This is a genomic window from Rhizobium sp. P38BS-XIX, from assembly GCF_012641435.1.
GTDB lineage: Bacteria > Pseudomonadota > Alphaproteobacteria > Rhizobiales > Rhizobiaceae > Rhizobium.
The window spans coordinates 412890-434570 of the sequence record NZ_JABAIJ010000001.1; the positions used below are offsets into that span (position 1 = coordinate 412890).

Annotated in this window: 17 protein-coding genes; 7 read left to right on the forward strand and 10 right to left on the reverse strand. The window is 59.4% G+C overall.

What is annotated here, in order from left to right:
* The first annotated feature begins 10 nt into the window (after window positions 1–10).
* Window positions 11–1531: an exopolyphosphatase gene (ppx, locus tag HGP17_RS02020; RefSeq protein ID WP_168805479.1), complete on the forward strand. Its 1521-nt coding sequence runs from the start codon at window positions 11–13 to the stop codon at window positions 1529–1531.
* Between the two features lie 64 nt (window positions 1532–1595).
* Here the strand turns inward: ppx and HGP17_RS02025 are convergent, their stop codons facing one another.
* The 4 genes from HGP17_RS02025 to HGP17_RS02040 form a co-directional block, all read right to left on the reverse strand.
* Window positions 1596–2954 (reverse strand): esterase-like activity of phytase family protein, encoded by a 1359-nt coding sequence (locus HGP17_RS02025; RefSeq protein WP_168805481.1) that lies wholly within the window; start codon window positions 2952–2954, stop codon window positions 1596–1598.
* A gap of 163 nt (window positions 2955–3117) precedes the next feature.
* On the reverse strand, window positions 3118–4170 hold the full coding sequence (locus HGP17_RS02030) for an adenylate/guanylate cyclase domain-containing protein (protein ID WP_168805483.1): 1053 nt from the start codon (window positions 4168–4170) through the stop codon (window positions 3118–3120).
* A 186-nt stretch (window positions 4171–4356) separates the two neighbouring features.
* The gene (gene rnd, locus HGP17_RS02035; RefSeq protein WP_168805485.1) at window positions 4357–5508 is read right to left on the reverse strand and encodes a ribonuclease D; all 1152 of its coding nucleotides are present in this window, start codon (window positions 5506–5508) and stop codon (window positions 4357–4359) included.
* 165 nt (window positions 5509–5673) lie between these two features.
* Window positions 5674–7065 carry a multicopper oxidase family protein gene (locus HGP17_RS02040; RefSeq protein WP_168805487.1) on the reverse strand — a complete coding sequence of 464 codons (1392 nt, stop codon included), beginning with the start codon at window positions 7063–7065 and terminating at the stop codon, window positions 5674–5676.
* Between the two features lie 266 nt (window positions 7066–7331).
* Here HGP17_RS02040 and aspS point away from each other — a divergent pair, with 266 nt between their 5' ends.
* A complete protein-coding gene (gene aspS, locus HGP17_RS02045; protein ID WP_168805489.1) occupies window positions 7332–9122 on the forward strand; it encodes an aspartate--tRNA ligase in 1791 nt (596 codons plus the stop codon).
* 72 nt (window positions 9123–9194) lie between these two features.
* Here aspS and HGP17_RS02050 read toward each other — a convergent pair whose 3' ends face one another.
* Window positions 9195–10364 carry a serine hydrolase domain-containing protein gene (locus HGP17_RS02050; protein WP_168805491.1) on the reverse strand — a complete coding sequence of 390 codons (1170 nt, stop codon included), beginning with the start codon at window positions 10362–10364 and terminating at the stop codon, window positions 9195–9197.
* A 66-nt stretch (window positions 10365–10430) separates the two neighbouring features.
* Here HGP17_RS02050 and HGP17_RS02055 point away from each other — a divergent pair, with 66 nt between their 5' ends.
* On the forward strand, window positions 10431–11093 hold the full coding sequence (locus HGP17_RS02055; RefSeq protein WP_348648878.1) for a TetR/AcrR family transcriptional regulator: 663 nt from the start codon (window positions 10431–10433) through the stop codon (window positions 11091–11093).
* Window positions 11094–11156: 63 nt separating this feature from the next.
* On the opposite strand, the gene HGP17_RS02060 is transcribed toward HGP17_RS02055, so the two are convergent.
* Window positions 11157–12347, reverse strand: coding sequence for a YdgA family protein (locus tag HGP17_RS02060; protein ID WP_168805493.1), 1191 nt, complete (start codon window positions 12345–12347; stop codon window positions 11157–11159).
* A 231-nt stretch (window positions 12348–12578) separates the two neighbouring features.
* Here HGP17_RS02060 and parC point away from each other — a divergent pair, with 231 nt between their 5' ends.
* Window positions 12579–14837 carry a DNA topoisomerase IV subunit A gene (parC, locus tag HGP17_RS02065; protein WP_168805495.1) on the forward strand — a complete coding sequence of 753 codons (2259 nt, stop codon included), beginning with the start codon at window positions 12579–12581 and terminating at the stop codon, window positions 14835–14837.
* Window positions 14838–14914: 77 nt separating this feature from the next.
* Here parC and HGP17_RS02070 read toward each other — a convergent pair whose 3' ends face one another.
* From HGP17_RS02070 to hemB, 4 genes are all read right to left on the reverse strand, one after another.
* The gene (locus tag HGP17_RS02070; RefSeq protein WP_168805498.1) at window positions 14915–15793 is read right to left on the reverse strand and encodes a DMT family transporter; all 879 of its coding nucleotides are present in this window, start codon (window positions 15791–15793) and stop codon (window positions 14915–14917) included.
* Entirely contained in the window at window positions 15794–16573 is a 780-nt protein-coding gene (locus tag HGP17_RS02075) for an arginyltransferase (protein WP_168805500.1), read from the reverse strand.
* A 180-nt stretch (window positions 16574–16753) separates the two neighbouring features.
* Window positions 16754–17212, reverse strand: coding sequence for an RDD family protein (locus HGP17_RS02080; RefSeq protein ID WP_168805502.1), 459 nt, complete (start codon window positions 17210–17212; stop codon window positions 16754–16756).
* Window positions 17213–17383: 171 nt separating this feature from the next.
* Window positions 17384–18397 (reverse strand): porphobilinogen synthase, encoded by a 1014-nt coding sequence (hemB, locus tag HGP17_RS02085; protein WP_168805504.1) that lies wholly within the window; start codon window positions 18395–18397, stop codon window positions 17384–17386.
* A 144-nt stretch (window positions 18398–18541) separates the two neighbouring features.
* Between hemB and HGP17_RS02090 the strand changes: the two genes are divergently transcribed.
* The 3 genes from HGP17_RS02090 (at window position 18542) to HGP17_RS02100 (ending at window position 21534) form a co-directional block, all read left to right on the forward strand.
* Window positions 18542–18982, forward strand: coding sequence for a DUF6163 family protein (locus HGP17_RS02090; RefSeq protein ID WP_168808042.1), 441 nt, complete (start codon window positions 18542–18544; stop codon window positions 18980–18982).
* Window positions 18983–19115: 133 nt separating this feature from the next.
* The gene (locus tag HGP17_RS02095) at window positions 19116–19631 is read left to right on the forward strand and encodes a MarR family winged helix-turn-helix transcriptional regulator (protein ID WP_168808044.1); all 516 of its coding nucleotides are present in this window, start codon (window positions 19116–19118) and stop codon (window positions 19629–19631) included.
* 589 nt (window positions 19632–20220) lie between these two features.
* On the forward strand, window positions 20221–21534 hold the full coding sequence (locus HGP17_RS02100) for a L,D-transpeptidase family protein (RefSeq protein ID WP_168805506.1): 1314 nt from the start codon (window positions 20221–20223) through the stop codon (window positions 21532–21534).
* The last annotated feature ends 147 nt before the right edge of the window (window positions 21535–21681 follow it).

Here is a 21681-nt window from a genome sequence, read left to right on the forward strand (position 1 = left end):
CTGGACCTGCATGGTTGAATCAGAAGCCCAGGGGCGCCTTCCCGGTATTGCCCCTGTCTCCGTTGTCGATATCGGGTCGAATTCGGTCCGTCTTGTCGTCTATGAAGGCCATTCGCGGTCTCCGACCATTCTTTTCAACGAGAAAGTGCTTTGTGGCCTTGGAAAAGGCATAGCACTGACCGGAAAGATGGACGAGGAAAGCGTGGCCCGGGCGCTCGCAGCCCTGCATCGCTTCAAGGCCTTGTCCGATCAGGCGCGCGCCTCGACGATCTATGTCCTGGCGACCGCAGCAGCGCGCGAGGCCAGCAACGGCCCGCACTTCATCCATCAGGCCGAGACGATCCTGCAGCGCAAGGTGCGTGTGCTCTCTGGTGAGGAGGAAGCACGCTTCTCGGCGCTCGGCATCATCAGCGGCTTCTTCCATCCGGATGGTATTGCCGGTGATCTCGGTGGCGGCTCGCTGGAGCTGATCGACATCAAGGATCGCGAGTTCGGCAAGGGTATCACGCTGCCGCTCGGCGGCCTGCGCCTGTCCGAATATGCCGGCGGCTCGATCGAGAAAGCGCGCAGCTTTGCGCGCAAGCACGTCAAGACCGCCAAGCTGCTCGGCAAGGGCGAGGGGCGGACCTTTTATGCCGTTGGCGGCACATGGCGAAATATCGCCAAGCTTCACATGGAAACCCGCAAATATCCGCTGCACATGATGCAGGGCTATGAAGTGCCTCTCGACGAGATGGTGCGATTCCTGGACCAGATCGTGGAATCGAAGGATTCGAAGGACCCGGCGCTGCAGGCCGTGTCCAAGCATCGCCGCCTGCTGCTGCCCTTTGGCGCCGTTGCCATGCGCGAAGTGCTGACGGCCATGAAGCCATCGATCATTTCCTTTTCCGCACAGGGCGTGCGCGAAGGCTATCTCTATTCGCTACTCACCGAGGCCGAGCGCCATAGCGATCCGTTGCTTGTCGCGGCCGGCGAGCTTGCCATCCTGCGCGCCCGTTCGCCGGAGCATGCCCGTGAGCTTGCCGAATGGACCGGACGCATGATGCCGTTCTTCGGCATCACCGAGACGGAAGAAGAGAGCCGCTATCGTCAGGCCGCCTGCCTGCTTGCCGATATCAGCTGGCGTGCTCATCCGGATTATCGCGGCCTTCAGGCGCTGAACATCATCGCACATACGTCTTTCGTCGGCATCACCCATGCCGGTCGTGCCTTCATTGCCCTTGCCAACTACTTCCGTTTCGAGGGGTTGAGCGACGATGGAGCGACCGAGCCATTATCGACAATCGCCACCCCGCTATACCTGGACCGAGCCAAGCTGCTCGGTGGATTGCTGCGTGTCGTGTACCTGTTTTCTGCCTCGATGCCCGGCATCGTGCGCAACCTGTCGTTCCGCCGGTCGACAAACCCGGATCTGGATCTCGAATTCGTCGTTCCCGCCGAATATCACGATTTTGCCGGTGAGAGGCTGGAGGGCCGCTTGCAGCAGCTCGGCAAGCTGACGAACCGCCGGCTGGCCTTCTGTTTCGAATAGGCTTCGTTTCCAATATGCGTGAAGCCTCTCCCCATAATGCAGGGAGAGGCGGCTTTGCTCTGGCTTACTTCGCGTTCAGGAAATCGCCGACTTCGAGAAGGCTGAATTCGTTGTCGTCAGCCTTGTCGACGGCGCGACCTGCCGAGAAGGGCAGGTTATTGTCGTTGCCGATGATGATGTGCGTGGCATCGACGCGGTCGACGTTCTCGATCGTGACGAAAGGCATGTCGTAAAAGCCCTCGCCGCCGCCCTGACGGCGCTTGTGGTCGGGATCCTCGATCCGCAGCAGATCGATGTAGCCGATCTTGCGAACGGACTTGCCGACATTGGCGTCACTGAACTCGATCTTGTAGACACGCTTCAGCTCGGCCGGAGCCTCGAAGCAATCCGGCTTCGGCTGCTTGGGATCGGCGCAAGCCTTATCCTTCGTGCCGGCGCCATTGTCGCGTTCGATGACGAGAGCGGTCGTTTCGTCGAGCATGTTGAAATCGCCGATCGAGACGCCCTTGTCTGCGAAGGGATAAAGCCAGCTGCGGCCCGTCCAGGCCTTCGCGGCAACGTCGAATTCGATGACGCGGATCGCCGTCTTGCCGTCGACGCTCTCCATCTGGCCATCGTCCTTGTAGATCGGGCCTTCCAGCAAACCGTAGAGCTTGGAACCGTCCTTCGACATGGCGAGACCTTCGAAGCCGCCGGAGCGTTTCAGGTTGAAGGCCGGCATCTTCTGCGTGGGGTTGCCGGGGAGCTGGATCAGCGGATTGTCGGGAGACATGACCGGCTTGCCGTCGAGGGTTGTCGCGAAGACGTCGGTCAGCTGGCCGTTCGTGTCGAATTTCAGCAGGTAAGGTCCGAACTCTTCGCCAATCCAGAAGCCATCGGCAACCGGCTGGATCGATTCGATGTCGAAATCGGCGCCCGTCAGATAGCGCTTTTCAGCACCTTCGAGAACGATCGGGAAGGGGGCTTTCTTGTTCGGATCGGAGAGGAAGAGGTTCTTGACGACCTCAACCTTGCCGCTGTTCCAGTCGAACTTCAGCTGATGCAGGAAAAGCATGGCGTCCGACGAGTTCTGCTTGGAGCCGAAACCGTTGTCGGAGAGCGTCCAGAACGTGCCGTCGGACATGGTCTTGATGCCGGAAAAGCCCTGGATCGGCTGACCGGCAAACGGCAGCTTCAGGTCGGTGACGCGAGCGCCGTCCTTGCCCGGTACCGTGCCGAGCGCATCGGTGCGCTTGCGATCCGGCGTCGTGAACTTGCCGGAGGTCTTCAGAAATTCCGGCGCATCGGTAGGCGCGTCGGCAATGGTGTTGGCCGGCAGGATGGCCTGTCCGGCGAGCTTGGCCGTGAATTGCTGCTCGTCTGCCTGTGCGGATGCAGCAAGAAAAATAAGGAGTGCCGTGGAGGCGGAAAGAATTCGGATCATCGTGTCACCTTGTTGGTGGGATTGGCGAAAACAATCCCGCTTAACAGGCGTGCCATGTCGTCGAATTAACGCTTAGGTGAATATTTGGTGACTGTGGACAACCCATAGGGTGTGAAGCTCAGGCGTGCATTGATATGGATATGCAGCTATTGATATGCTTAACTTACGATCTGCCACGCACGCTTTTCAGCACTTCGCGGCTTTGCGTATGAAGCGCGATGACGCCGAGCGAGTGGTCTCGGCCACGCACGGCATGTTCGCCGAGCTCTTCCTTGACGATTGCTTCGGGAAGTTCGAGGCGCCTTGCAAGATCGCTCGAAATCAGCACCTGCCGTTCCAGCGTCTTGCACAGCGATTCCAGCCGTGCCGTCGTGTTCACCGTGTCGCCGAAATAAGCGATCTTGTGATGATCGACGCCGATTTCCGCCGTGACGATGCCACCGCCATGCAGAGCGGCCCGCAGGCGCGGCACCCGGCCATAAGATTTCAACCAGGTCTCGGCGTTTTTTTCGATGCCGTCGAGGATGTCGAAGACGCAGCGCACGCAATTGGCGTTCTTGACGCCGCGGTTTAGCGGCCAGGTGATGATGGCGGCGTCGCCGATATAGTCGTCGATTGCGCCCTTGTGCCGGCGCACCGGTTCCGCCATGGCGCCGAACACCGCGCCGAGAAACTCCTGTGTCTTCAGATCTCCATGCTCTTCGGCAAAGGCCGTGGAGCCGACAAGATCAATGAACAGGAAGACGCGCTCTTCCTGCACCGGGTTGCGATAGCGGCCCGTGAGCAGGCTCAGGAACACGTCGCGACCAAGCAGTTCTCGGACGCGACCAATGAAGATGATCGCGGCCGTGACCACGACGGCATAGAGATAGACGTCTATCTTCAGGAGCGTGACGTCCTTCCAGCTGCCTTCGATGATGCCGGACAGCTTGAGCAGGCTGCCGGCAATGGCATAGCCAATGCCGATCAGGGCGAAATCGATGACCAGCGCCGAGAGAATGAAGATCGGCGTCGGCAGGCGATGGATCCATCCGTTCAGGTTGGACAGGATCATCCGGCGCTCGAAGGCCAAAAGCGGCATGCCGCAGAAAAGCGCGAAGATCGCGCCGATATACATGGGTGCTTCGGGGAAATACATTTTGCCATAGGCAACGCCGGTCGAGGCGACGAGCAGCGACGACAGAAGCCAGGTGCGTATCGAATGGACAATACCCATTCACGGTTCCGCCGAGAAAGGACGCCCGTCATCGACGCGGGACTGCGCCGACAACGCTTATGCGTCATCAAAGATAACGACTATAACAGACGTTCATTCCACGAGATTTACGGCGCAATCGTGATGGCGGCCAGCGTCCCGACATGCGAATCATACGCAATCGCGAGGCGCTGGGGAAGATGAATGTCACTGCTGGAGCGTGACGGTCTCGATGCGCTTGCCGACGAACCGCAGTGCGACCTGGCCCTGAATGAGCTGCAGAGCCGTCTCGCCGAAGAGATCACGGCGCCAGCCGGTCATGGCAGCCACATCGGCCTTCTCACCCTCGGCTGCGATCTTGTCCAGATCGTCGCTATTGGCGATCACCTTCGGGGCGACGCCATGCTTTTCGGCGATGAGCTTCAGAAGCACTTTCAGCAGCTCCGAAGCCGCTGCAGTACCTTCCGGAGCCTGCTGATGACGCGGCGGATGCGGCATCTCGGACTTCGGCAAGGCGAGAGCTGTGTTGATCGCTTCGATCACTGCCGTGCCGGCGGCCGACCGCTCCCAGCCTTTTGGAATGGTGCGCAGACGGGCAAGCGCTTCGCTATCCTTCGGTTGCTGCTGGGCGATCTCATAGATTGCGTCATCCTTCAGCACGCGCGCGCGCGGCACGTTGCGGGCGCGCGCCTCGCGCTCCCGCCAGGCCGCGACATATTTCAGGACGGCCAATTCCTGCGGCTTGCGCAGCCGCATCTTCAGCCGCTGCCAGGCATCGTCTGGGTGCAGGTCGTAGGTTTCGCGCGCTTCGAGGATTGCCATTTCCTCTTGCAGCCATGAGGCGCGGCCTTCGCGCTTCAGCTGCTCGCTGAGGGAGAGATACACGTCGCGCAGATGGGTGACATCGGCCAGAGCATAATCCAGCTGCTTTTCGGAAAGCGGACGCCGGCTCCAGTCGGTAAATCGCGAGGACTTGTCGATATGGACGTTCTTGGTCCGGCTGACGAGCTGATCATACGAGACCGAATCGCCGAAGCCGCAGACCATTGCCGCAACCTGCGTATCGAAGATCGGATGCGGAATGAGATTGCCGCGATGAAAAATGATTTCGATGTCCTGGCGCGCGGCATGGAATACCTTCAGCACCGACGGGTTTGCCATCAGTTCGAAGAACGGCGCAAGATCCAGTCCCTTGGCGAGCGGATCCACCAGCACCTCGGTCGTGGGGCTTGCCATCTGTATCAAACACAGCTCCGGCCAGAAGGTCGTTTCTCGCAGGAATTCCGTATCGATGGTAATGAATTCCGACTTGGCCAGCTCTTGGCAGGCCGCCTCCAATTGGGCGGTAGTTTCGATCATATCAACACATTCAACGGTAAAATACTTCTTTAACTTCCTTCTCCTTTCAGCCCGATATGTCAATACTTTCGCGGGCAAAGCCTTTGTCGCATTTCGCTTTTAGCTGAAATTATCGGAAGGTGAGGCGGGTTCGGACACAGTTCCACGTCTTATCGCGATGACCACTCAGGTTACACGCACGTAGCTCGTCATGCCGGTCTTCTGGTGCTCGATGATATGGCAATGCAGCAGCCAGTCGCCCGGATTGTCGGCAACGAAGGCCAGCTGCACCTTCTCGTCCGGCTGGATCAGATAGGTATCGGACACGAAGGGCTGCACCTGCCGCGTCGAGGAGGACAGCACGGTGAAGCTCATCCCGTGCAGGTGGATGGGGTGGCTGTGTGGTGTGACGTTTTCCATGTCGATGACATAGCTCTTGCCCAGCTTGAGCTCGGCGAGCGGCGCTGTCGGATCGGGTGTGTCGCCCGGCCACGGCACCTTGTTGATGGCCCAGAAGCTGTAGCCGAGAGAGCCGCAGATACTGTTGTCGGCGGTGTTCTCGGCGGTCGAACTCAGGATGAGCGGAAGATGCGTTGCGGAACCGAGATCGGCTTTCTGCACGGGATTGTCCTCAAGCGGCGCCAAATCACGCACATCGCGCTTCAGCGAGGCTCCGACCGCCCGCAAGGTCGCCAGCACCTTTGGATTCGTGCCCTTGATATCCTCGAGCTTGATGACCGCGCCTTCGCTATCAGGCATGCGCACGGCAAGCTCCAGCCGTTGACCGGGCCCGAGTTGCAGAAGATCGAGCGGAAAGCGCTGCGGTACGGGATTGCCGTCGATCGCAATAACGGTCGCCTCGGCGCCGTCCATGCGGAAAGAATAGATGCGCGTGACGTCGGTGATGGCGACGCGCAGCCGCACGAGGCCGCCCGAAGGGGCATCATATTGCGGCTCCTGCTGCCAGTTGGCAGTCCGCACCGTGCCGTAGGTGCCGGATTTCGCTGCATCGCGTGGGCGGAACTGTTCGATAAACTGACCGTCGCCACCCAGACGCCAGTCGCGAAGATTGAGCACGACTTCCGAATCGAACGTCGGATCCTTGGGGTTTTCGACGACGATGACCCCGGTCATGCCGTGACCCATCTGCTCCAGCGTGTTGCAATGCGGGTGATACCAGAACGTACCGGCATCGAGCGGCGTGAAGGCATAGTCGAAATGATCGCCGGTATAGACATAAGGCTGGGTGAGGAATGGCACGCCGTCCATGTTGTTGGGTAGCCGGATGCCATGCCAATGAATGGTCGTCGGATCATCGATGCCGTTGATGAGCCGGGCTGCAAAAGCCTCTCCCTTTTTCATGCGTACGACCGGCGGCATGCCATCATCGCCATAGGTGAGCACGCTCTTGGTCTTGCCGCCATTGGTGAGGCTGGCCTCGATCTTTGCCGTCTTGAGCACGCGCGGCTCTGCTGCCGCCGCGCTGCCCGCGAATTTGCCTGCGATGCCGAGGCCTACGCCATAGGCGCCGGCTACGGCTGAAGCTTTGAGCAGATTGCGGCGGGTGAGGATCGGCATGGCCATGCTCCGGGGGCGAGGATCTATCGATGTCTGTTTAAAGTTGACCTCGATGTTCAGCAATAGCATTCCAGTAGCCAAACTGCCGCAGCGGCTACTTGCGGATGCTGTCATGAGTGGCAACGGAAGCAGCTTTAAGTCGACTTCCGGCGTTCGAGCCTTGACAAATCGGGCGTGCCATGCGCTTTTCCGCCCGATTTTCTCGTCGGCGGGCGAGGGGTTTGCATGTCGTTGCGCCACCGCCCGCCAAGCCCAGGATATATACTATGCATCGCTATCGCAGCCACACATGCGCCGCCCTGCGCAAGTCCGACGTCGGTTCGACCGTCCGCATCTCCGGCTGGGTTCATCGCGTCCGAGATCATGGCGGCCTGCTGTTCATCGACCTGCGCGATCACTACGGCATCACCCAGGTGGTCGCCGACCCTGATTCTCCGGCCTTTAAGCTCGCGGAAGCGGTTCGCGGCGAATGGGTGATCCGTATCGATGGTCTGGTCAAGGCCCGTACGGAAGACACCGTCAACAAGAACATGTCGACCGGCGAGATCGAGCTTTACGCGCAGGAGATCGAAGTGCTCTCCGCCGCCAAGGAGCTGCCGCTGCCCGTCTTCGGCGAGCCGGACTATCCGGAAGACGTTCGCCTGAAGTATCGCTTCCTTGATCTGCGCCGCGAAACGCTGCATCGGAACATCGTCAAGCGCACGCAGGTCATCTCCTCGATGCGCCGCCACATGGGCGATGTCGGTTTCACCGAATACACGACCCCGATCCTGACGGCCTCGTCGCCGGAAGGCGCGCGCGACTTCCTCGTGCCGAGCCGTATCCACCCCGGTACCTTCTACGCGCTGCCGCAGGCACCGCAGCAGTACAAGCAGCTGCTGATGGTCGCCGGTTTCGACCGCTACTTCCAGATCGCACCTTGCTTCCGCGATGAAGATCCGCGTGCCGACCGTCTGCCGGGCGAATTCTACCAGCTCGACCTCGAAATGAGCTTCGTGACGCAGGAAGACGTCTGGAACACGATGGGTCCGCTGATGACCCAGGTGTTCGAGGAGTTTGCCGAAGGCAAGCCGGTCACCAGGGAATGGCCGCGTATCCCCTATGACGTTGCCATCCGCAAGTATGGCTCCGACAAGCCGGACCTGCGTAACCCGATCGTCATGGAAGCGGTGACCGAGCATTTCGCCGGCTCCGGCTTCAAGGTATTTGCCAACATGATCGCCTCCAACCCGAAGGTCGAAGTCTGGGCAATCCCGGCCAAGACCGGCGGCTCGCGCGCCTTCTGCGATCGCATGAACGCGTGGGCGCAGAGCCAGGGTCAGCCGGGCCTCGGCTACATCTTCTGGCGCAAGGAAGGCGAGAAGCTCGAGGGCGCAGGCCCGCTTGCCAAGAACATCGGCGAAGAGCGCACGGATGCGATCCGCACCCAGCTCGGCCTCGATGACGGCGATGCCTGCTTCTTCGTCGCCGGCGATCCCTCAAAATTCTACAAGTTTGCCGGCGAAGCCCGCACCAGGGCCGGCGAAGAGCTGAACCTGGTCGATCGCGACCGTTTCGAGCTGTGCTGGATCGTTGACTTCCCGTTCTTCGAATGGAGCGAGGAAGAGAAGAAGGTCGATTTCGCTCACAACCCGTTCTCGATGCCGCAGGGCGGCATTGAGGCGCTGCAGAACCAGGATCCGCTCACGATCAAGGCGTTCCAGTACGACGCCGTCTGCAACGGCTTCGAAATCGCTTCGGGCTCGATCCGTAACCAGTCGCCGGAGACCATGGTCGCTGCCTTCGAAAAGGTCGGTCTCAGCCAGACCGACGTCGAAGAGCGTTTTGGCGGTCTCTACCGTGCCTTCCAGTATGGCGCACCGCCGCACGGCGGCGCTGCCTTCGGTATCGACCGCATTGTCATGCTGCTTGTCGGCGCCAAGAACCTGCGCGAGATCTCGCTGTTCCCGATGAACCAGCAGGCGCAGGATTTGCTGATGGGCGCTCCCTCGGTCGCAACGCCGACGCAGCTGCGCGAACTGGCGATCCGTCCGGTGCCACCGGTCAAGAAGGACTGAGGCTCTTACAAGCCTGCTGAAATGCAAAACCCGGCGACCGAAATCGCCGGGTTTTTTATGCTTCGAGGGAACCTAGATTGCCGCGTAGATCGCGTCGCGCAGGTCGATGGTGAACTGGCCCCACATGCCTTCGAGGGTCGTATTTGTCAGCGCCACGACCGTCAGCTTTTTCTCCGGATCGACGAACCAGCTGTGGCCGTAGACGCCGCCCCACTTGATTGTGCCCGCCGAGAAGGGAGCTTGCGCGGCGACGGGATCGGTCACGACCGACCAGCCGTAGCCAAAGCCGAAGCCGGCCTGCAGCGGTTGCATATGGCCGCCCGCCTGGTCGGTCATCATCGTCTTCACCGTATCGGCGGAGAGAAGTGGCGCGCCGCCCTTGCGCACCGTTTCCAGAATGGCGAGCACGTCGCTTGCCGTGCCGGCCATGCCTGCGCCGCCGGAGTGGTAGGAGGTGGGGTCGAATATCCTGTCGGGCGCGAAGCGGATCGTTCCGTCAAGGATTGGCACGAGGGCTTCGTCTTCCATTCGTTGCGGCTCCCCTGTGCCGTTCACATAGGCTGCGGCAAGCCGGTTGCGATCGCGAACGGAGAAGGCCGTGTCGGAAAGGCCGAGCGGTTTCATGATGAGATCGGCAACAGCGCTGCCGAGATCGCCGCCGGTCTCTTTTTCGATAATGGCGCCGATCACGTCCATTGCCAGCGAATAGTGCCAGCCTTCGCCCGGCGCAAAGACGAGGGGAGCGCTGGCGATACGCTTGAGGTTGTCGGCAATCGACCGGCCGGGCGTGTCGAGGCCATCGGATACGCCGGCGCGATGATAGGGGCCGTCGGGCGCTTCGGCGAAAGTGTAGACCAATCCCGCAGTGTGCGTGAGAAGATGATGAATGCGGATATCGGCTTCGCCTCCATCCGGCAGTCGCGGTCGGAAATCCGGAAGCCATTTGGTGATCGGATCGTCAAGCCCGATGCGATCCTGTTCGACAAGCCGCATAGCGGCGATGGTCACGATCGGCTTGGTGATGGAGGCAAGCCGGAAGATCGCATCTTCCTGCATTGCCACATCGTTCTCCCGATCGGCAAGGCCGGCGGCGCGCTGATAGACCAGCTTCCCATCCTTGGCGATCAGGACAACCGTGCCGACCAGTCTCTTATCCGTCAGAGCAGCTTCAATTGCAGCGTCGACGCCTTCAGCAAGGCTGCCGTCGCTTGGGCGCATGGCATTTTCCAGGGGAAGACTCATGGGACAAAACCTTCTATAATCACAATGATCATTCCTGAATAAACCAGATCAGGAAATAATTCTAGAGTGACCATTGTGAAAAATACGCAAGACACCGAAAATTCTTCCCCGCGCAAGCGTGGACGGCCGCCGGCCTTTGATCGTGAGACGGTTCTCGCCTCGGCGCGGGATACGTTCTGGAAGCACGGCTATGATGGCTCGTCCATCGCGGATCTTACGGCTGCGATGGGGATTACGCCGCAGAGTCTCTATGCAGCCTTCGGCTCCAAGGCGGATCTTTATCGGGAAACGCTGGACCAATATCGGCGCATGCCTCGCCCGGTGGCCGGCAATCCGTTGATGGACAAGGTGGATACGGTGACGGCATTCGAGGGCTTTCTGACGAATTCGGCGGGAATCTTCACCGCGCCGGAACATCCGAAAGGCTGCATGATTTCGACGGCTGTGCTGAACTGCGCCGAAGAGAACGAGCCGATTGCCCACTACGTCGCCTCTATGCGCCTGCAGACGCTCGCTGCCTTCGTCTCGCGCATAGAACGCGGCATTTCGGAAGGCGACATGCGGCCGGATACGAATGCAGCGTCTCTCGCCCGCTTTCTTGGGGCGATCGTACAGGGCATGTCCGTTCAGGCTCGCGACGGTGCGACGACGGACGAGCTGCTCGCCATGATCGATCACGCTCTGAGCGAACTCGGGAAATATCAACTTCCAAATGCCGCCCGGCTTTGACGGCAAAGAAAAACCCGGCGACCAAGATCGCCGGGTTTTTCAATTGTCTTGACGAATGACCGATCAGTCGTTCGAGGAAACCGTCAGACCGATGACCTGCGGGATCGTCTGCGGAGCGCCCATGGCAGCGCCGATGATCATCGGAACCGGAACCGGCTTGCCCGGAGCAGCCGTCACCGTCATGCTCTTCGGATTGTCGAGGTAGGTGTTGACGGCCGTGGAAACGGCGTTCTGCAGTTCCGGAATGTTGAGCTGCGCCATCATCATCGGCGTCATGGCCTTCAGCGTGTCAGCCAGCTGCTTGCCGGTCACACCCTGCTGCTTGCCGGCGAAATCCAGCGCGCGAGCCGTGATCGACGCGTCGTCGAAACGGATCTTGGCGCTGTTGAACGTCAGCTGCTGCATGAGGCCGAGCATGGCGAGGCCGGCCGACTGCTGGGCTTCCTGCTGGTTCGGGTTCGAACGAACCGTCTTCAGCGCATCCTGCAGCGACTTTGCGAAGGCAGGCGTGTAGCCCGAGATGCTGAAAGCGAGGTCAAGCTTGCCGATATCCTTGAAATCGAAGGAGTATTCGGTGATGTCGATCTTGCCGGGCCCGATTTCCCAGCTGCCCTTCATCGCAACGGTGCCGTCGATCTGCTGCAGCTTGAGCGCGTCGATCGCTTCCTTCGCCTTCGGATCGTCAACCTTGCTGAGGTCGCCCTTGATGCCGTTGACCTTCGCGTCGAAGTCGATGCCGGAATTGTCGCTGCGCTTGCTCATGGTCGCATCGGCGCCCTCGATCGAGAACACTTCGGCGTCATCCTTGCTGACGGAGATTGCACCCGCATGGGCGCTCTTGTAATAGAGCAACGAGCTGAGATCGCCCTTCGTCGCGTCGGCTGGAATTTCAACGCCATTGAGCTTCAGGTCGGTGGCGGAGATGGCTGCACCATCCTTGTTGAAATCGACATCGGCGAAATCGACCTCTTCGATCGTGTAGCCGCCGTCCTTTTCCTCGACGCCGTTCATGGTGATTTCGCCGAGCGGAATGTCGTTTTCCATACCGGCGGCCTTCAAGGTCGCGTTCTTGAGCGTTACCGTGTCGCCGTCGATATCGATGCCTTCGGCGGCGATCGAAGCGCCACCCTGCTGGCCATAGACGTCGTTGAGCTTCTTCAGGAGGTCATTGCCGTCAAGCGCGAAGGCCGAGCTGGCGAAAGACAGGATGGCAGCGCTGCAGAGCATCAGCCGCGTGGTCCGGTAGAAAGTCATAATGGCGTTTCCTCATTAAGCCGGTAGTATGGGCGGGGACGTACAGATTGAGCGTGTACTGCGCTGACTTATATTGATCTTTCTGCAAAAATCCAATGACATTGAGTGTAGCGAGCAAGTGCAGCAAAAATGTATCGGTTGCATCATCTCTATACACGCGAAACGCCTTCATCCACAGGTGCTTTCGACCGTTTTCTTGCTCGAAAACGTCATCTCCGATAGTCAGGAAGCATGGGACAAAATCTGACTCCGCCGCCCGGTGACGGCGACGACAACATCCTTCCGGTCGATCTGAAGGCGGCGCTTGAAGAGCGCTACCTGGCTTATGCCTTGTCGACGATCACGCAACGCGCGCTTCCCGACGTTCGCGACGGGCTGAAGCCTGTGCACCGGCGCATCGTCTATGCGATGAGCGAGATGGGCCTTCGGCCGAATGCAGCGTTCCGCAAATGCGCGAAGATCGTCGGCGAAGTGATGGGTAACTATCACCCGCACGGCGACCAGTCGATCTACGACGCGCTGGCGCGCCTCGCGCAGGATTTTTCGCAGCGCTATACGCTGGTCAATGGTCAGGGCAATTTCGGCAATATCGATGGCGATAGCCCCGCAGCGATGCGCTACACCGAATCCAAGATGACGCTGGTTTCGGAGCTGCTGCTCGAAGGTATCGATCAGGACGCGGTCGATTTCCGCGACACCTACGACGAATCCAATTCCGAGCCGATCGTTCTGCCGGGGGCTTTCCCCAATCTGCTTGCCAACGGCTCCTCAGGCATCGCCGTCGGCATGGCGACCTCCATTCCCTCGCACAACGCACATGAGCTTTGCGACGCAGCGCTGCATCTGATCAAGGATCGTGATGCCACCGTCGAGAAGCTTGTGGAGCTATACATTCCCGGTCCGGATTTCCCGACGGGTGGGATCATCATCGACGATCGCCGCAGCATCATCGAAAGCTACAAGACCGGCCGCGGCGGCTTCCGCGTCCGCTCCAAGTGGGAGATCGAGGATCTAGGCCGCGGCGGCTATCAGATCGTCGTCACGGAAATTCCGTTCCAGGTGCAGAAGTCCCGGCTGATCGAGAAGATCGCCGAACTCCTGATCGCACGCAAGCTGCCTTTGCTCGAAGACATCCGCGATGAATCCGCCGAGGATATCCGCGTCGTCCTCGTGCCGAAGAGCCGGACTGTCGATGCGACGATCCTGATGGAATCGATGTTCAAGCTGACGGAGCTGGAAAGCCGCTTCCCGCTCAACATGAACGTCCTGTCCATGGGCCGCATCCCGAAGGTCATGGCGCTGAACGAAGTGCTGAAGGAGTGGCTGGATCATCGCCGGGAAGTGCTTTTGCGCCGCTCGCGCTTCCGGCTTGCCGCCATCGAGAAACGTCTGGAAATCCTGGGCGGCTTCCTGATCGCTTACCTCAACATCGACGAGATCATCGCCATCATCCGAGAGGAGGACGAGCCGAAGCCCGTCATGATGGAGCGGTTCGGTCTCACGGACAATCAGGTCGAAGCGATCCTGAACATGCGGCTGCGCTCCTTGCGCAAGCTGGAAGAATTCGAAATCCGCAAGGAATTCGACGGGCTCAGCAAGGAAAAGGCGGACATAGAATCATTGCTTGCCTCGGAAGAGAAGCAGTGGCAGACGGTCGCCTGGGAAATCGGCGAAGTGAAGAAGAAGTTCGCCAAGGCGACGGAAGTCGGTCGCCGCCGGACACAATTCGCGGAAGCGCCGGAAGCCGATGACGCGGCGATCCTGCAGGCCATGATCGAGAAGGAGCCGATTACGGTCGTCGTCTCGGAGAAGGGCTGGATCCGCGCGCTGAAGGGACATATTTCGGATATCGCCTCGCTCACCTTCAAGGAAGGCGACGGGCTGAAGGTTGCGTTCCCGGCCCAGACGACGGACAAGATCCTCATCATCACCACGGGCGGCAAGGCCTATACCCTCGGCGGCGACAAGCTTCCCGGTGGACGCGGCCACGGTGAGCCGCTACGCATCATGGTCGACATGGAAAACGATCAGGACGTACTGACCGCCTTCGTCCACGATCCACAGCGCAAGCAGCTGATCGCGTCGACGGCCGGCAACGGCTTCATCGTCGCTGAGGCCGAATTGATCGCCAACACCCGTAAGGGCAAGCAGATCATGAACGTTTCCTATCCGGACGAGGCCAAGCTGCTGGTGCCGATATCAGGTGATCACGCCGCCGTGGTTGGCGAGAACCGCAAGATGGTAATCTTCCCGCTGGCGCAGGTCCCGGAAATGTCGCGCGGCAAGGGCGTGCGCCTGCAGAAGTACAAGGATGGCGGCGTCGCCGATATCAGATGCTTCGCGATTGCCAATGGCCTGACATGGGAAGACAGTGCCGGCCGCACCTTCACCAAAACCAAGGATGAGCTGGCGGAATGGCTGGGCGACCGCGCCGGTGCCGGCCGCGCCGTACCGAAAGGTTTCCCGAGAAGCGGCAAGTTTTCGGGCTAAAGAGAAATAAGCGAGAGCAGTCTCTCGCTTATTCGGCAGCATCATCGTGATAGATTTGAGGCTGCTCGGGATCGCGTCTAAATGATAATTGGTCTCGCCTTTGCCCGCGCCTGCCATAGCGAATGAGCGGCAAGGGCGAGGATCAATATTGCCCCGCCGGCAAGCGTCATGTTGGTCGGCGCTTCTGCAAAGATCAGCCAGACCCAGATCGGCGCCAGGATCGTTTCCAACAGATAGAACATTGCCACTTCCGGAGCGGAGATAAACCGCGTGCCCGTTGCAAGGCACCAGAAGGAGAGGGGCATCAGCACGGCGCCGTCGAAGAGGATCCAGCCGGGGTGGTCTATGGAAAAGCCGGAGGGAATGACGTGATAAAGCCCGGCGATTGCGGGAACGATGGCCCCAAGCAGTGATGCGAAACCCATGTCCTGGCGCGAGGCGCGGCTGATGGTGATGGCGCAGGCAATGGAAAAAGAGGCCACCACGGACAGCGCATCACCGAGAAGATGTCCGCCCTCCATGCCATCGCCGACGATCAGTCCGACACCGACGATCATGAAAGCCATGGTGACGAAGGTGGAAATGGCAGGGCGTTCTCTCAGGAAGATCCAGGATAGCAGCGCCGTGAACATCGGATTGAGCGCGATGATGAACACCACATTCGCCGCCGTCGTGTAATAGACGGCAAGGAGAAAGGTGATAGTCGTCAATCCATAGAAGAATCCGACCGGCAGCCCGAGCCGACCCGGCAAAATGCCCAGCAGTGAACCCTTGACGCGGCGGATCACAGCGAGAGCCGCGATTGCGACGATGATCGTCGCCACACTCCTGACGGAGAGAACTGACCATACCTCTCCATCGGAAAGCCGGATCAAGGGAATATCCATCGATAGCGCCAGGCCGCCAAGCGTTGTCAGCAGCAGCCCTTTGCGATGATCCGGGAGATGGGCGAACATTTAGCGGAAGGTATCTTTTTCGCCGTCTGCGGCCGGGTCGAAACGTTCCCAGCCGCGCGGGGTCAGATGCTCTTGCGGCTGGAAGCGTGTCTTGTAGTCCATCTTTCGGGACCCTTTGACCCAATAGCCCAGATAAACGTGCGGCAAGCCCAGCGCCTTGGTGCGCCGGATATGGTCGAGGATCATGAATGTCCCGAGCGACTGCTGCTCGAAATCAGGGTTGAAGTAGGAATAGACCATCGACAGGCCATCGCTCATGACATCGGTCAGGGCCGCAGCCAACAGTTCGCCTTTCGGACGTTGCTCGAGCCCCGATCCTTCCTCTCGACGGCGATATTCGATGATGCGCGTGTTCACATGCGTGTCCTCGACCATGATCGCATAATCGAGCACGGTCATGTCGGACATGCCGCCTTGTTGGTGGCGATAATCGAGATAACGGCGGAAAAGCGAGTATTGCTCGCTGGAAGGTTGAGCCGGAAACTCGGTGGCGATGATGTCGCTATTGTTTGCCAGCACGCGCTTCATCGAGCGGGTAGGTTCGAATTCCTGCGCCAGAATGCGCACCGACACGCAGGCGCGGCAGGATTCGCAGGCAGGCCGGTAAGCAATGTTTTGCGAACGCCGGAAACCGCCTTGCGTGAGGATATCGTTCATCTCCGCCGCGCGCGGGCCGACAAGATGCGTGAAGACCTTGCGCTCCATCTCGTGCGGCAAGTACGGGCAGGTGGCCGGTGCCGTCAGATAAAACTGCGGAGATGGCGTCGACTGCGTGTTCATCTGCCGTTGATTGACCTTTCTTTCGGCATCTGTGTTTTACAAGCATGGCTTAACTTTAGAAAACGTCAACCACGTCCTTTGCTAAAGATCACAGTTTCCTAATTGACCGCACATGATTAAGCCGCCTAGAGCCTGTTCGGTTCCACGGCAAGCCAGATGATTGTTGAGCTGTTTTGGCTATCAGGCCGTGCGGGCGATGACCGTTCCAAGCAAGAGATCGTGCACCAGACGGCTGCGATCGGTGAAAATGCCGACGAGCAGAATGAGCGGCGTCAGCACCGAATTCAGGATCCAGAACAGCGCCAGATGTACGATCGCCGTCAAAAAGTCCATGCGCCGGCCGTCTACTCGTACCATCGTCAGGCCCATGGCGCGCATACCGGGCGAATCCTGATAGGGACCTCCAAGCGTCCAGCCGAAGTAAAGGCCGGCAACGATGATAAAGAGCGCGGGATAAAGCACGAAGCCAAGCCCCAGCGTCAGGATCGATACGAAAAACAGAACCACGGCCGCGGGAATGCAGAGCAGGGCAACGATGATATAGTCGACGATGAAGGCGAAGATGCGCCGGCTCAGCACACCGCTATAGGCGCGCCAGTCATCCGGTGCTGCGTAAAGCGGGCTGGGGTTCAAGCTCATTATTTTGCTCCTTGGCGCAGTTCACGTCGGTTATTTCGACACAGTGAGATGCGCAATCCTTCGATACTCACGGCCATTTCAGCGCGATGGCAGGTAAAATAGCCGTGAGCTACATATCCAAAGAGCATATGGTATTCGCTCCGGCAAATACAATAAGCCGGAGCGCAGACGTCATTTCCGTGCGAGGTGCCTGGCCACGTCCATCGCGAAATAGGTGAGGATGCCGTCGCAGCCGGCGCGCTTGAAGGCGAGCAGGGTTTCGAGCATGACCCTTTCGCCGTCGATCCAGCCATTGGCGGCCGCCGCCTTGATCATGGCGTACTCGCCGGAGACCTGATAGGCGAAGGTCGGCAGGCCGAAGGCCTCCTTCAAGCGCCAACAGATATCGAGATAGGGCAGGCCGGGCTTGACCATCAGCATGTCGGCGCCTTCCTCGACGTCAAGTGTGGCGTCGCGCACGGCTTCGGTGCCGTTTGCCGGATCGATATAGTAGGTCTTCTTGTCGCCCTTCAGCAGGCCACCGGTCGAGATCGCCTCGCGATAGGGGCCGTAAAAGGCCGAGCTGAATTTCGTCGCATAGCTCATGATACCGACGCTCTGGTGTCCGGCAGCGTCGAGCGCCTGACGGATCGCGCCGATGCGCCCGTCCATCATTTCCGAAGGTGCGATGATGTCGGCTCCGGCGTCTGCCTGGTAAACGGCGGCCAGTGCCACCTGCTCGACCGTTTCGTCGTTGACGATCTCATTGCCGCGCAGGATGCCGTCATGGCCATGGCTGGTGAAGGGATCGAGCGCGACGTCGGTGATGACGCCGATGTTAGGCACGGCCTTCTTGATCGCGGCGCTGGCGAGATTGATGAGGTTGTTCTTTTCGAGGCTGTTGGAGCCGGTCTCGTCACGCAGCTCCATTTCGATGTTGGGAAAAGTGGCAAGGGCCGGAATGCCGAGATCGGCTGCTTCCTTTGCGGCCTCGACGGCCTTGTCCACAGTCATGCGGTTGACGCCGGGCATGGCCGGGATCGGTTCCAGGATGCCGGTGCCGGGGATAAGGAAGATCGGCCAGATCAGGTCGTCGACCGTCAGCCGGTTTTCCTGCACCATGCGGCGCGTCCAATCGGCCTTGCGGTTGCGTCGCATGCGGCGATGCCCGGTGATCTCGTCAACGAGATGCGTCTTGTTCTCCATGATGCCGCCATCCTTTGTCGTCTATCTGTGGCCTTATTATATGGGCAGCGTACCTATCACGCTGTCCCCAGGATTCAAAACAAGGCGAAAGGCCGCAGCCATTATATTCTGGCGGGGCCGATGGCTCATACGTATTGTTCGCGCATGGAACCTGATTCTTCGACCGTACCCAAGAATACGCTGACGGACATCCTGTTCGTGCTGTTCCTGCGGCTGATCGCGATCGCCTGCTTCTGGCTCGGTCTTCAGTACTGGGCAATGCTGGTCGGCTATTCGCTCGAAGGCCATGCCCGCTTCGATCTCCTTAATCTTCCATGGAAGGTCGCGGGCGCCGGATTGGCCGTCGTTTTCCCCGTCGCGGCTCTCGGATTATGGCTGACCGTATCCTGGGGGCCAGTCATCTGGGTGCTGGCCGCAGGCGGTCAGGGATTGATGTATGGCGTATGGCCGGAGGTCTTCGGATCCAATCCGTTGATCATGATCTTGCATGTCTGCGTGGCCGTGCTGTATTGCCTGTTTCGCGTCCTGCTTTGGCAGGAAAAGCGCCGGCGTCGCCAGCAGCAGGTAATGGTTGATTTACCCTGAGACACCAAGAGTTCCTGGTAAGGTGCTGTTAAGCCTGCAGTTTAAGTAGAATTTTATGTGTATTCGATAGGGTCTCACTCAAGGCGGGAAGAAAACGACACCGCCAAACAAAACAGAGTGAGGCCAAGTCATGATGAATACCAAAATCAAGCCGCAGGCAGTTGCGAACGCTCGGGATCAGCAGGTTGACGACATCCGGGCTCTCTACATGGAATCTCTCCATCTGGTCGAGCGTTTGCACCGCCGCCTGCTTGACGTCATCAAGGACGAGTTCGACCGTCAGGGTCGCGACGACGTCAACGCCGTCCAGGCACTTCTCCTTTTCAACATCGGCAATTCCGAGCTGACGGCCGGCGAGCTCCGCTCCCGCGGTTTCTACCTCGGCTCCAACGTTTCCTATAACGTCAAGAAGCTGGTCGACCTCGGCTTCATCAATCACCAGCGCTCGCGCATCGACCGTCGCTCGGTTCGCATCAGCCTGACCGAAACCGGCCAGGAGATCGCCGAAACCGTTGCCAAGCTTTACGAGCGCCACATCGGCTCGATCGACAAGGTCGGCGGCATCGGCACCGACGAATTCGCCCAGATGAACAAGCTCCTGCAGCGCCTCGACCGCTTCTGGAACGATAGCATCGCTTATCGCATGTGATCTACCAAGCCGGCGTTCCCTCCGGCTTCTTAGAACCTCCAGGCGCATGAACTGGTGTAACGAGGCGAGAGAAGACGCCACGTTGCGCCCGTTTGTGCTTTCGGTATCCTCAAAGGACCGAAGCATAAGCGGCTCGTGATTGCATTTTGCATCCGCCTGACGTCCGCAATTGTGCGCTTTTTGCCACGGCTGTTCCTCAGCTGTCTTTGTATAGGGCGCAGAGCGCCATCAGGCCATTGACCGCAATTTAGGACGCGGTATGAACCACGCGCAGCTGTGATATTTTAGCATATTCAACATGGCTTTTGTGTCCGTGCCGCGCAGGAAAGCAAGTTTCATGCCGGGCGACACGAATTGGCCATATTGATATGACAGCGGAAACTCACGGCAAGCGGCGTTCTCGAAATTCGATCTTCCGACCGTCAAGGTCCTGGCTTCGCGATATTGTGATAGTTCGTGGCGAAGTTTTTGATGGTGCTTTAAGGGAACGGATCGATACTGAGCTGCGTTACTTGGCGCAAAGCCGCGCTATTTACTGCTTCCTCTCTAGGCTGCGTATAATTGTATCGCAGCGCTGAACGGTTTGGATATGTCGAAGAAAAACGGAATTGAACCCTTTTCGCGCCGCTCTTTCCTGCGGTCGGCTGTAACTTTCGGTGCTGCCGCATTGGCCGCCCCGGCGCTCGCGCAGAACGCGACGCCTCTGGAGGCGCTGATCAACGATCGCTCTCGCGGCAATTGGGACGACCAGTTCGATGCGAAGGCCGCGGCGCGCACGGCAGCGGCTGTCCAGTCGAACACGCCGATCCTCGGGCCGGATTCCGTTCCGAACATCCAGCAGGCGATTTCTCAGTATCAGAGCATCGTCTCCAATGGCGGTTGGCCGCAGGTCAATCCGACGAGCCAGCAGCCGCTGCAGATCGGCGTGACCGATCCCGCCGTACAATCGCTGCGCCAGCATCTGATGGTCACCGGCGATCTGCCGCGCGAAGCCGGCGTTTCCTCGTCCTTCGATTCCTATGTGGACGGTGCCGTGAAGCGCTTCCAGGCCCGCCATGGTCTGCCGCCGGATGGCGTCATCGGCGAATTTACGCTGAAGGCCATGAATGTTCCCGCCAACATTCGCCTACAGCAGCTCAACACGAACCTCGTTCGCTTGCAGACGTTCCCGTCCGATCTCGGCCGTCGCCATGTCATGGTCAATATTCCGGCGACCCGCGTCGAGGCCGTTGAAGATGGTCAGGTGGCGCTGCGTCACGAGGCGATCGTTGGCCGCGAAACCAGACCGACGCACATCATCAATTCCAAGATCTACGAGGTTATCCTCAACCCGTACTGGACGGCACCGCGCTCGATCATCATCAAGGATATCATGCCCTTGATGCGCAAGGATCCGACCTACCTGACGAGAAGCAACATTCGTCTTCTCGATGGCAAAGGCCAGGAAGTCTCTCCTGAGACCATCGACTGGAATTCGGACAAGGCACCTGATCTGATGTTCCGTCAGGACCCGGGCAAGACGAACGCCATGGCGTCGACGAAGATCAACTTCCACAACCCGAACAACGAATACATGCACGATACGCCGGAGCAGGGCCTGTTCAACAAGCTCATGCGTTTCGACAGCTCGGGCTGCGTTCGTGTTCAGAACGTGCGTGACCTCGCAACCTGGCTGCTAGGCGAAACGCCTGGCTGGCCGCGTCAGCGCATCGAGCAGGTGATCTCCACCCGCGTCAACACGCCGATCACGCTGGCGTCCGAAGTGCCGGTCTATTTCGTCTATATCTCCGCCTGGAGCGCCCGCGACGGTATCGTCCAGTTCCGCGACGATATCTATAATCTCGACGGCAACTCCCAGCTGGCGCTCGACACGACGCAGGGCATGGAGCAGCCGGTTCAGTAATCGGCATTCAAGTTGCTATTCTTGTCGAAGCCGCGTCCTCGGATGCGGCTTTTTCATTTGCCGGCATCGCGCTGCGTAGAATGCTCAGCAAATGTCGCTGGTCGTATTGCTCTCCGGCGACCCGGACGCTAATACCGTCTTCATTGC

Excerpts from the sequence above, each read along its gene's own strand:
- HGP17_RS02025 (WP_168805481.1), bottom strand. The coding sequence starts at position 2,954 with ATGATCCGAATTCTTTCCGCCTCCACGGCACTCCTTATTTTTCTTGCT.
- HGP17_RS02075 (WP_168805500.1), bottom strand. The coding sequence starts at position 16,573 with ATGAACACGCAGTCGACGCCATCTCCGCAGTTTTATCTGACGGCACCG.
- HGP17_RS02050 (WP_168805491.1), bottom strand. The coding sequence starts at position 10,364 with ATGAGTCTTCCCCTGGAAAATGCCATGCGCCCAAGCGACGGCAGCCTT.
- ppx (WP_168805479.1), top strand. The coding sequence starts at position 11 with ATGGTTGAATCAGAAGCCCAGGGGCGCCTTCCCGGTATTGCCCCTGTC.
- HGP17_RS02070 (WP_168805498.1), bottom strand. The coding sequence starts at position 15,793 with ATGTTCGCCCATCTCCCGGATCATCGCAAAGGGCTGCTGCTGACAACG.
- HGP17_RS02095 (WP_168808044.1), top strand. The coding sequence starts at position 19,116 with ATGAATACCAAAATCAAGCCGCAGGCAGTTGCGAACGCTCGGGATCAG.
- HGP17_RS02030 (WP_168805483.1), bottom strand. The coding sequence starts at position 4,170 with ATGGGTATTGTCCATTCGATACGCACCTGGCTTCTGTCGTCGCTGCTC.
- HGP17_RS02100 (WP_168805506.1), top strand. The coding sequence starts at position 20,221 with ATGTCGAAGAAAAACGGAATTGAACCCTTTTCGCGCCGCTCTTTCCTG.
- hemB (WP_168805504.1), bottom strand. The coding sequence starts at position 18,397 with ATGGAGAACAAGACGCATCTCGTTGACGAGATCACCGGGCATCGCCGC.
- rnd (WP_168805485.1), bottom strand. The coding sequence starts at position 5,508 with ATGATCGAAACTACCGCCCAATTGGAGGCGGCCTGCCAAGAGCTGGCC.
- HGP17_RS02090 (WP_168808042.1), top strand. The coding sequence starts at position 18,542 with ATGGAACCTGATTCTTCGACCGTACCCAAGAATACGCTGACGGACATC.
- HGP17_RS02060 (WP_168805493.1), bottom strand. The coding sequence starts at position 12,347 with ATGACTTTCTACCGGACCACGCGGCTGATGCTCTGCAGCGCTGCCATC.
- HGP17_RS02080 (WP_168805502.1), bottom strand. The coding sequence starts at position 17,212 with ATGAGCTTGAACCCCAGCCCGCTTTACGCAGCACCGGATGACTGGCGC.
- HGP17_RS02040 (WP_168805487.1), bottom strand. The coding sequence starts at position 7,065 with ATGCCGATCCTCACCCGCCGCAATCTGCTCAAAGCTTCAGCCGTAGCC.
- aspS (WP_168805489.1), top strand. The coding sequence starts at position 7,332 with ATGCATCGCTATCGCAGCCACACATGCGCCGCCCTGCGCAAGTCCGAC.
- parC (WP_168805495.1), top strand. The coding sequence starts at position 12,579 with ATGGGACAAAATCTGACTCCGCCGCCCGGTGACGGCGACGACAACATC.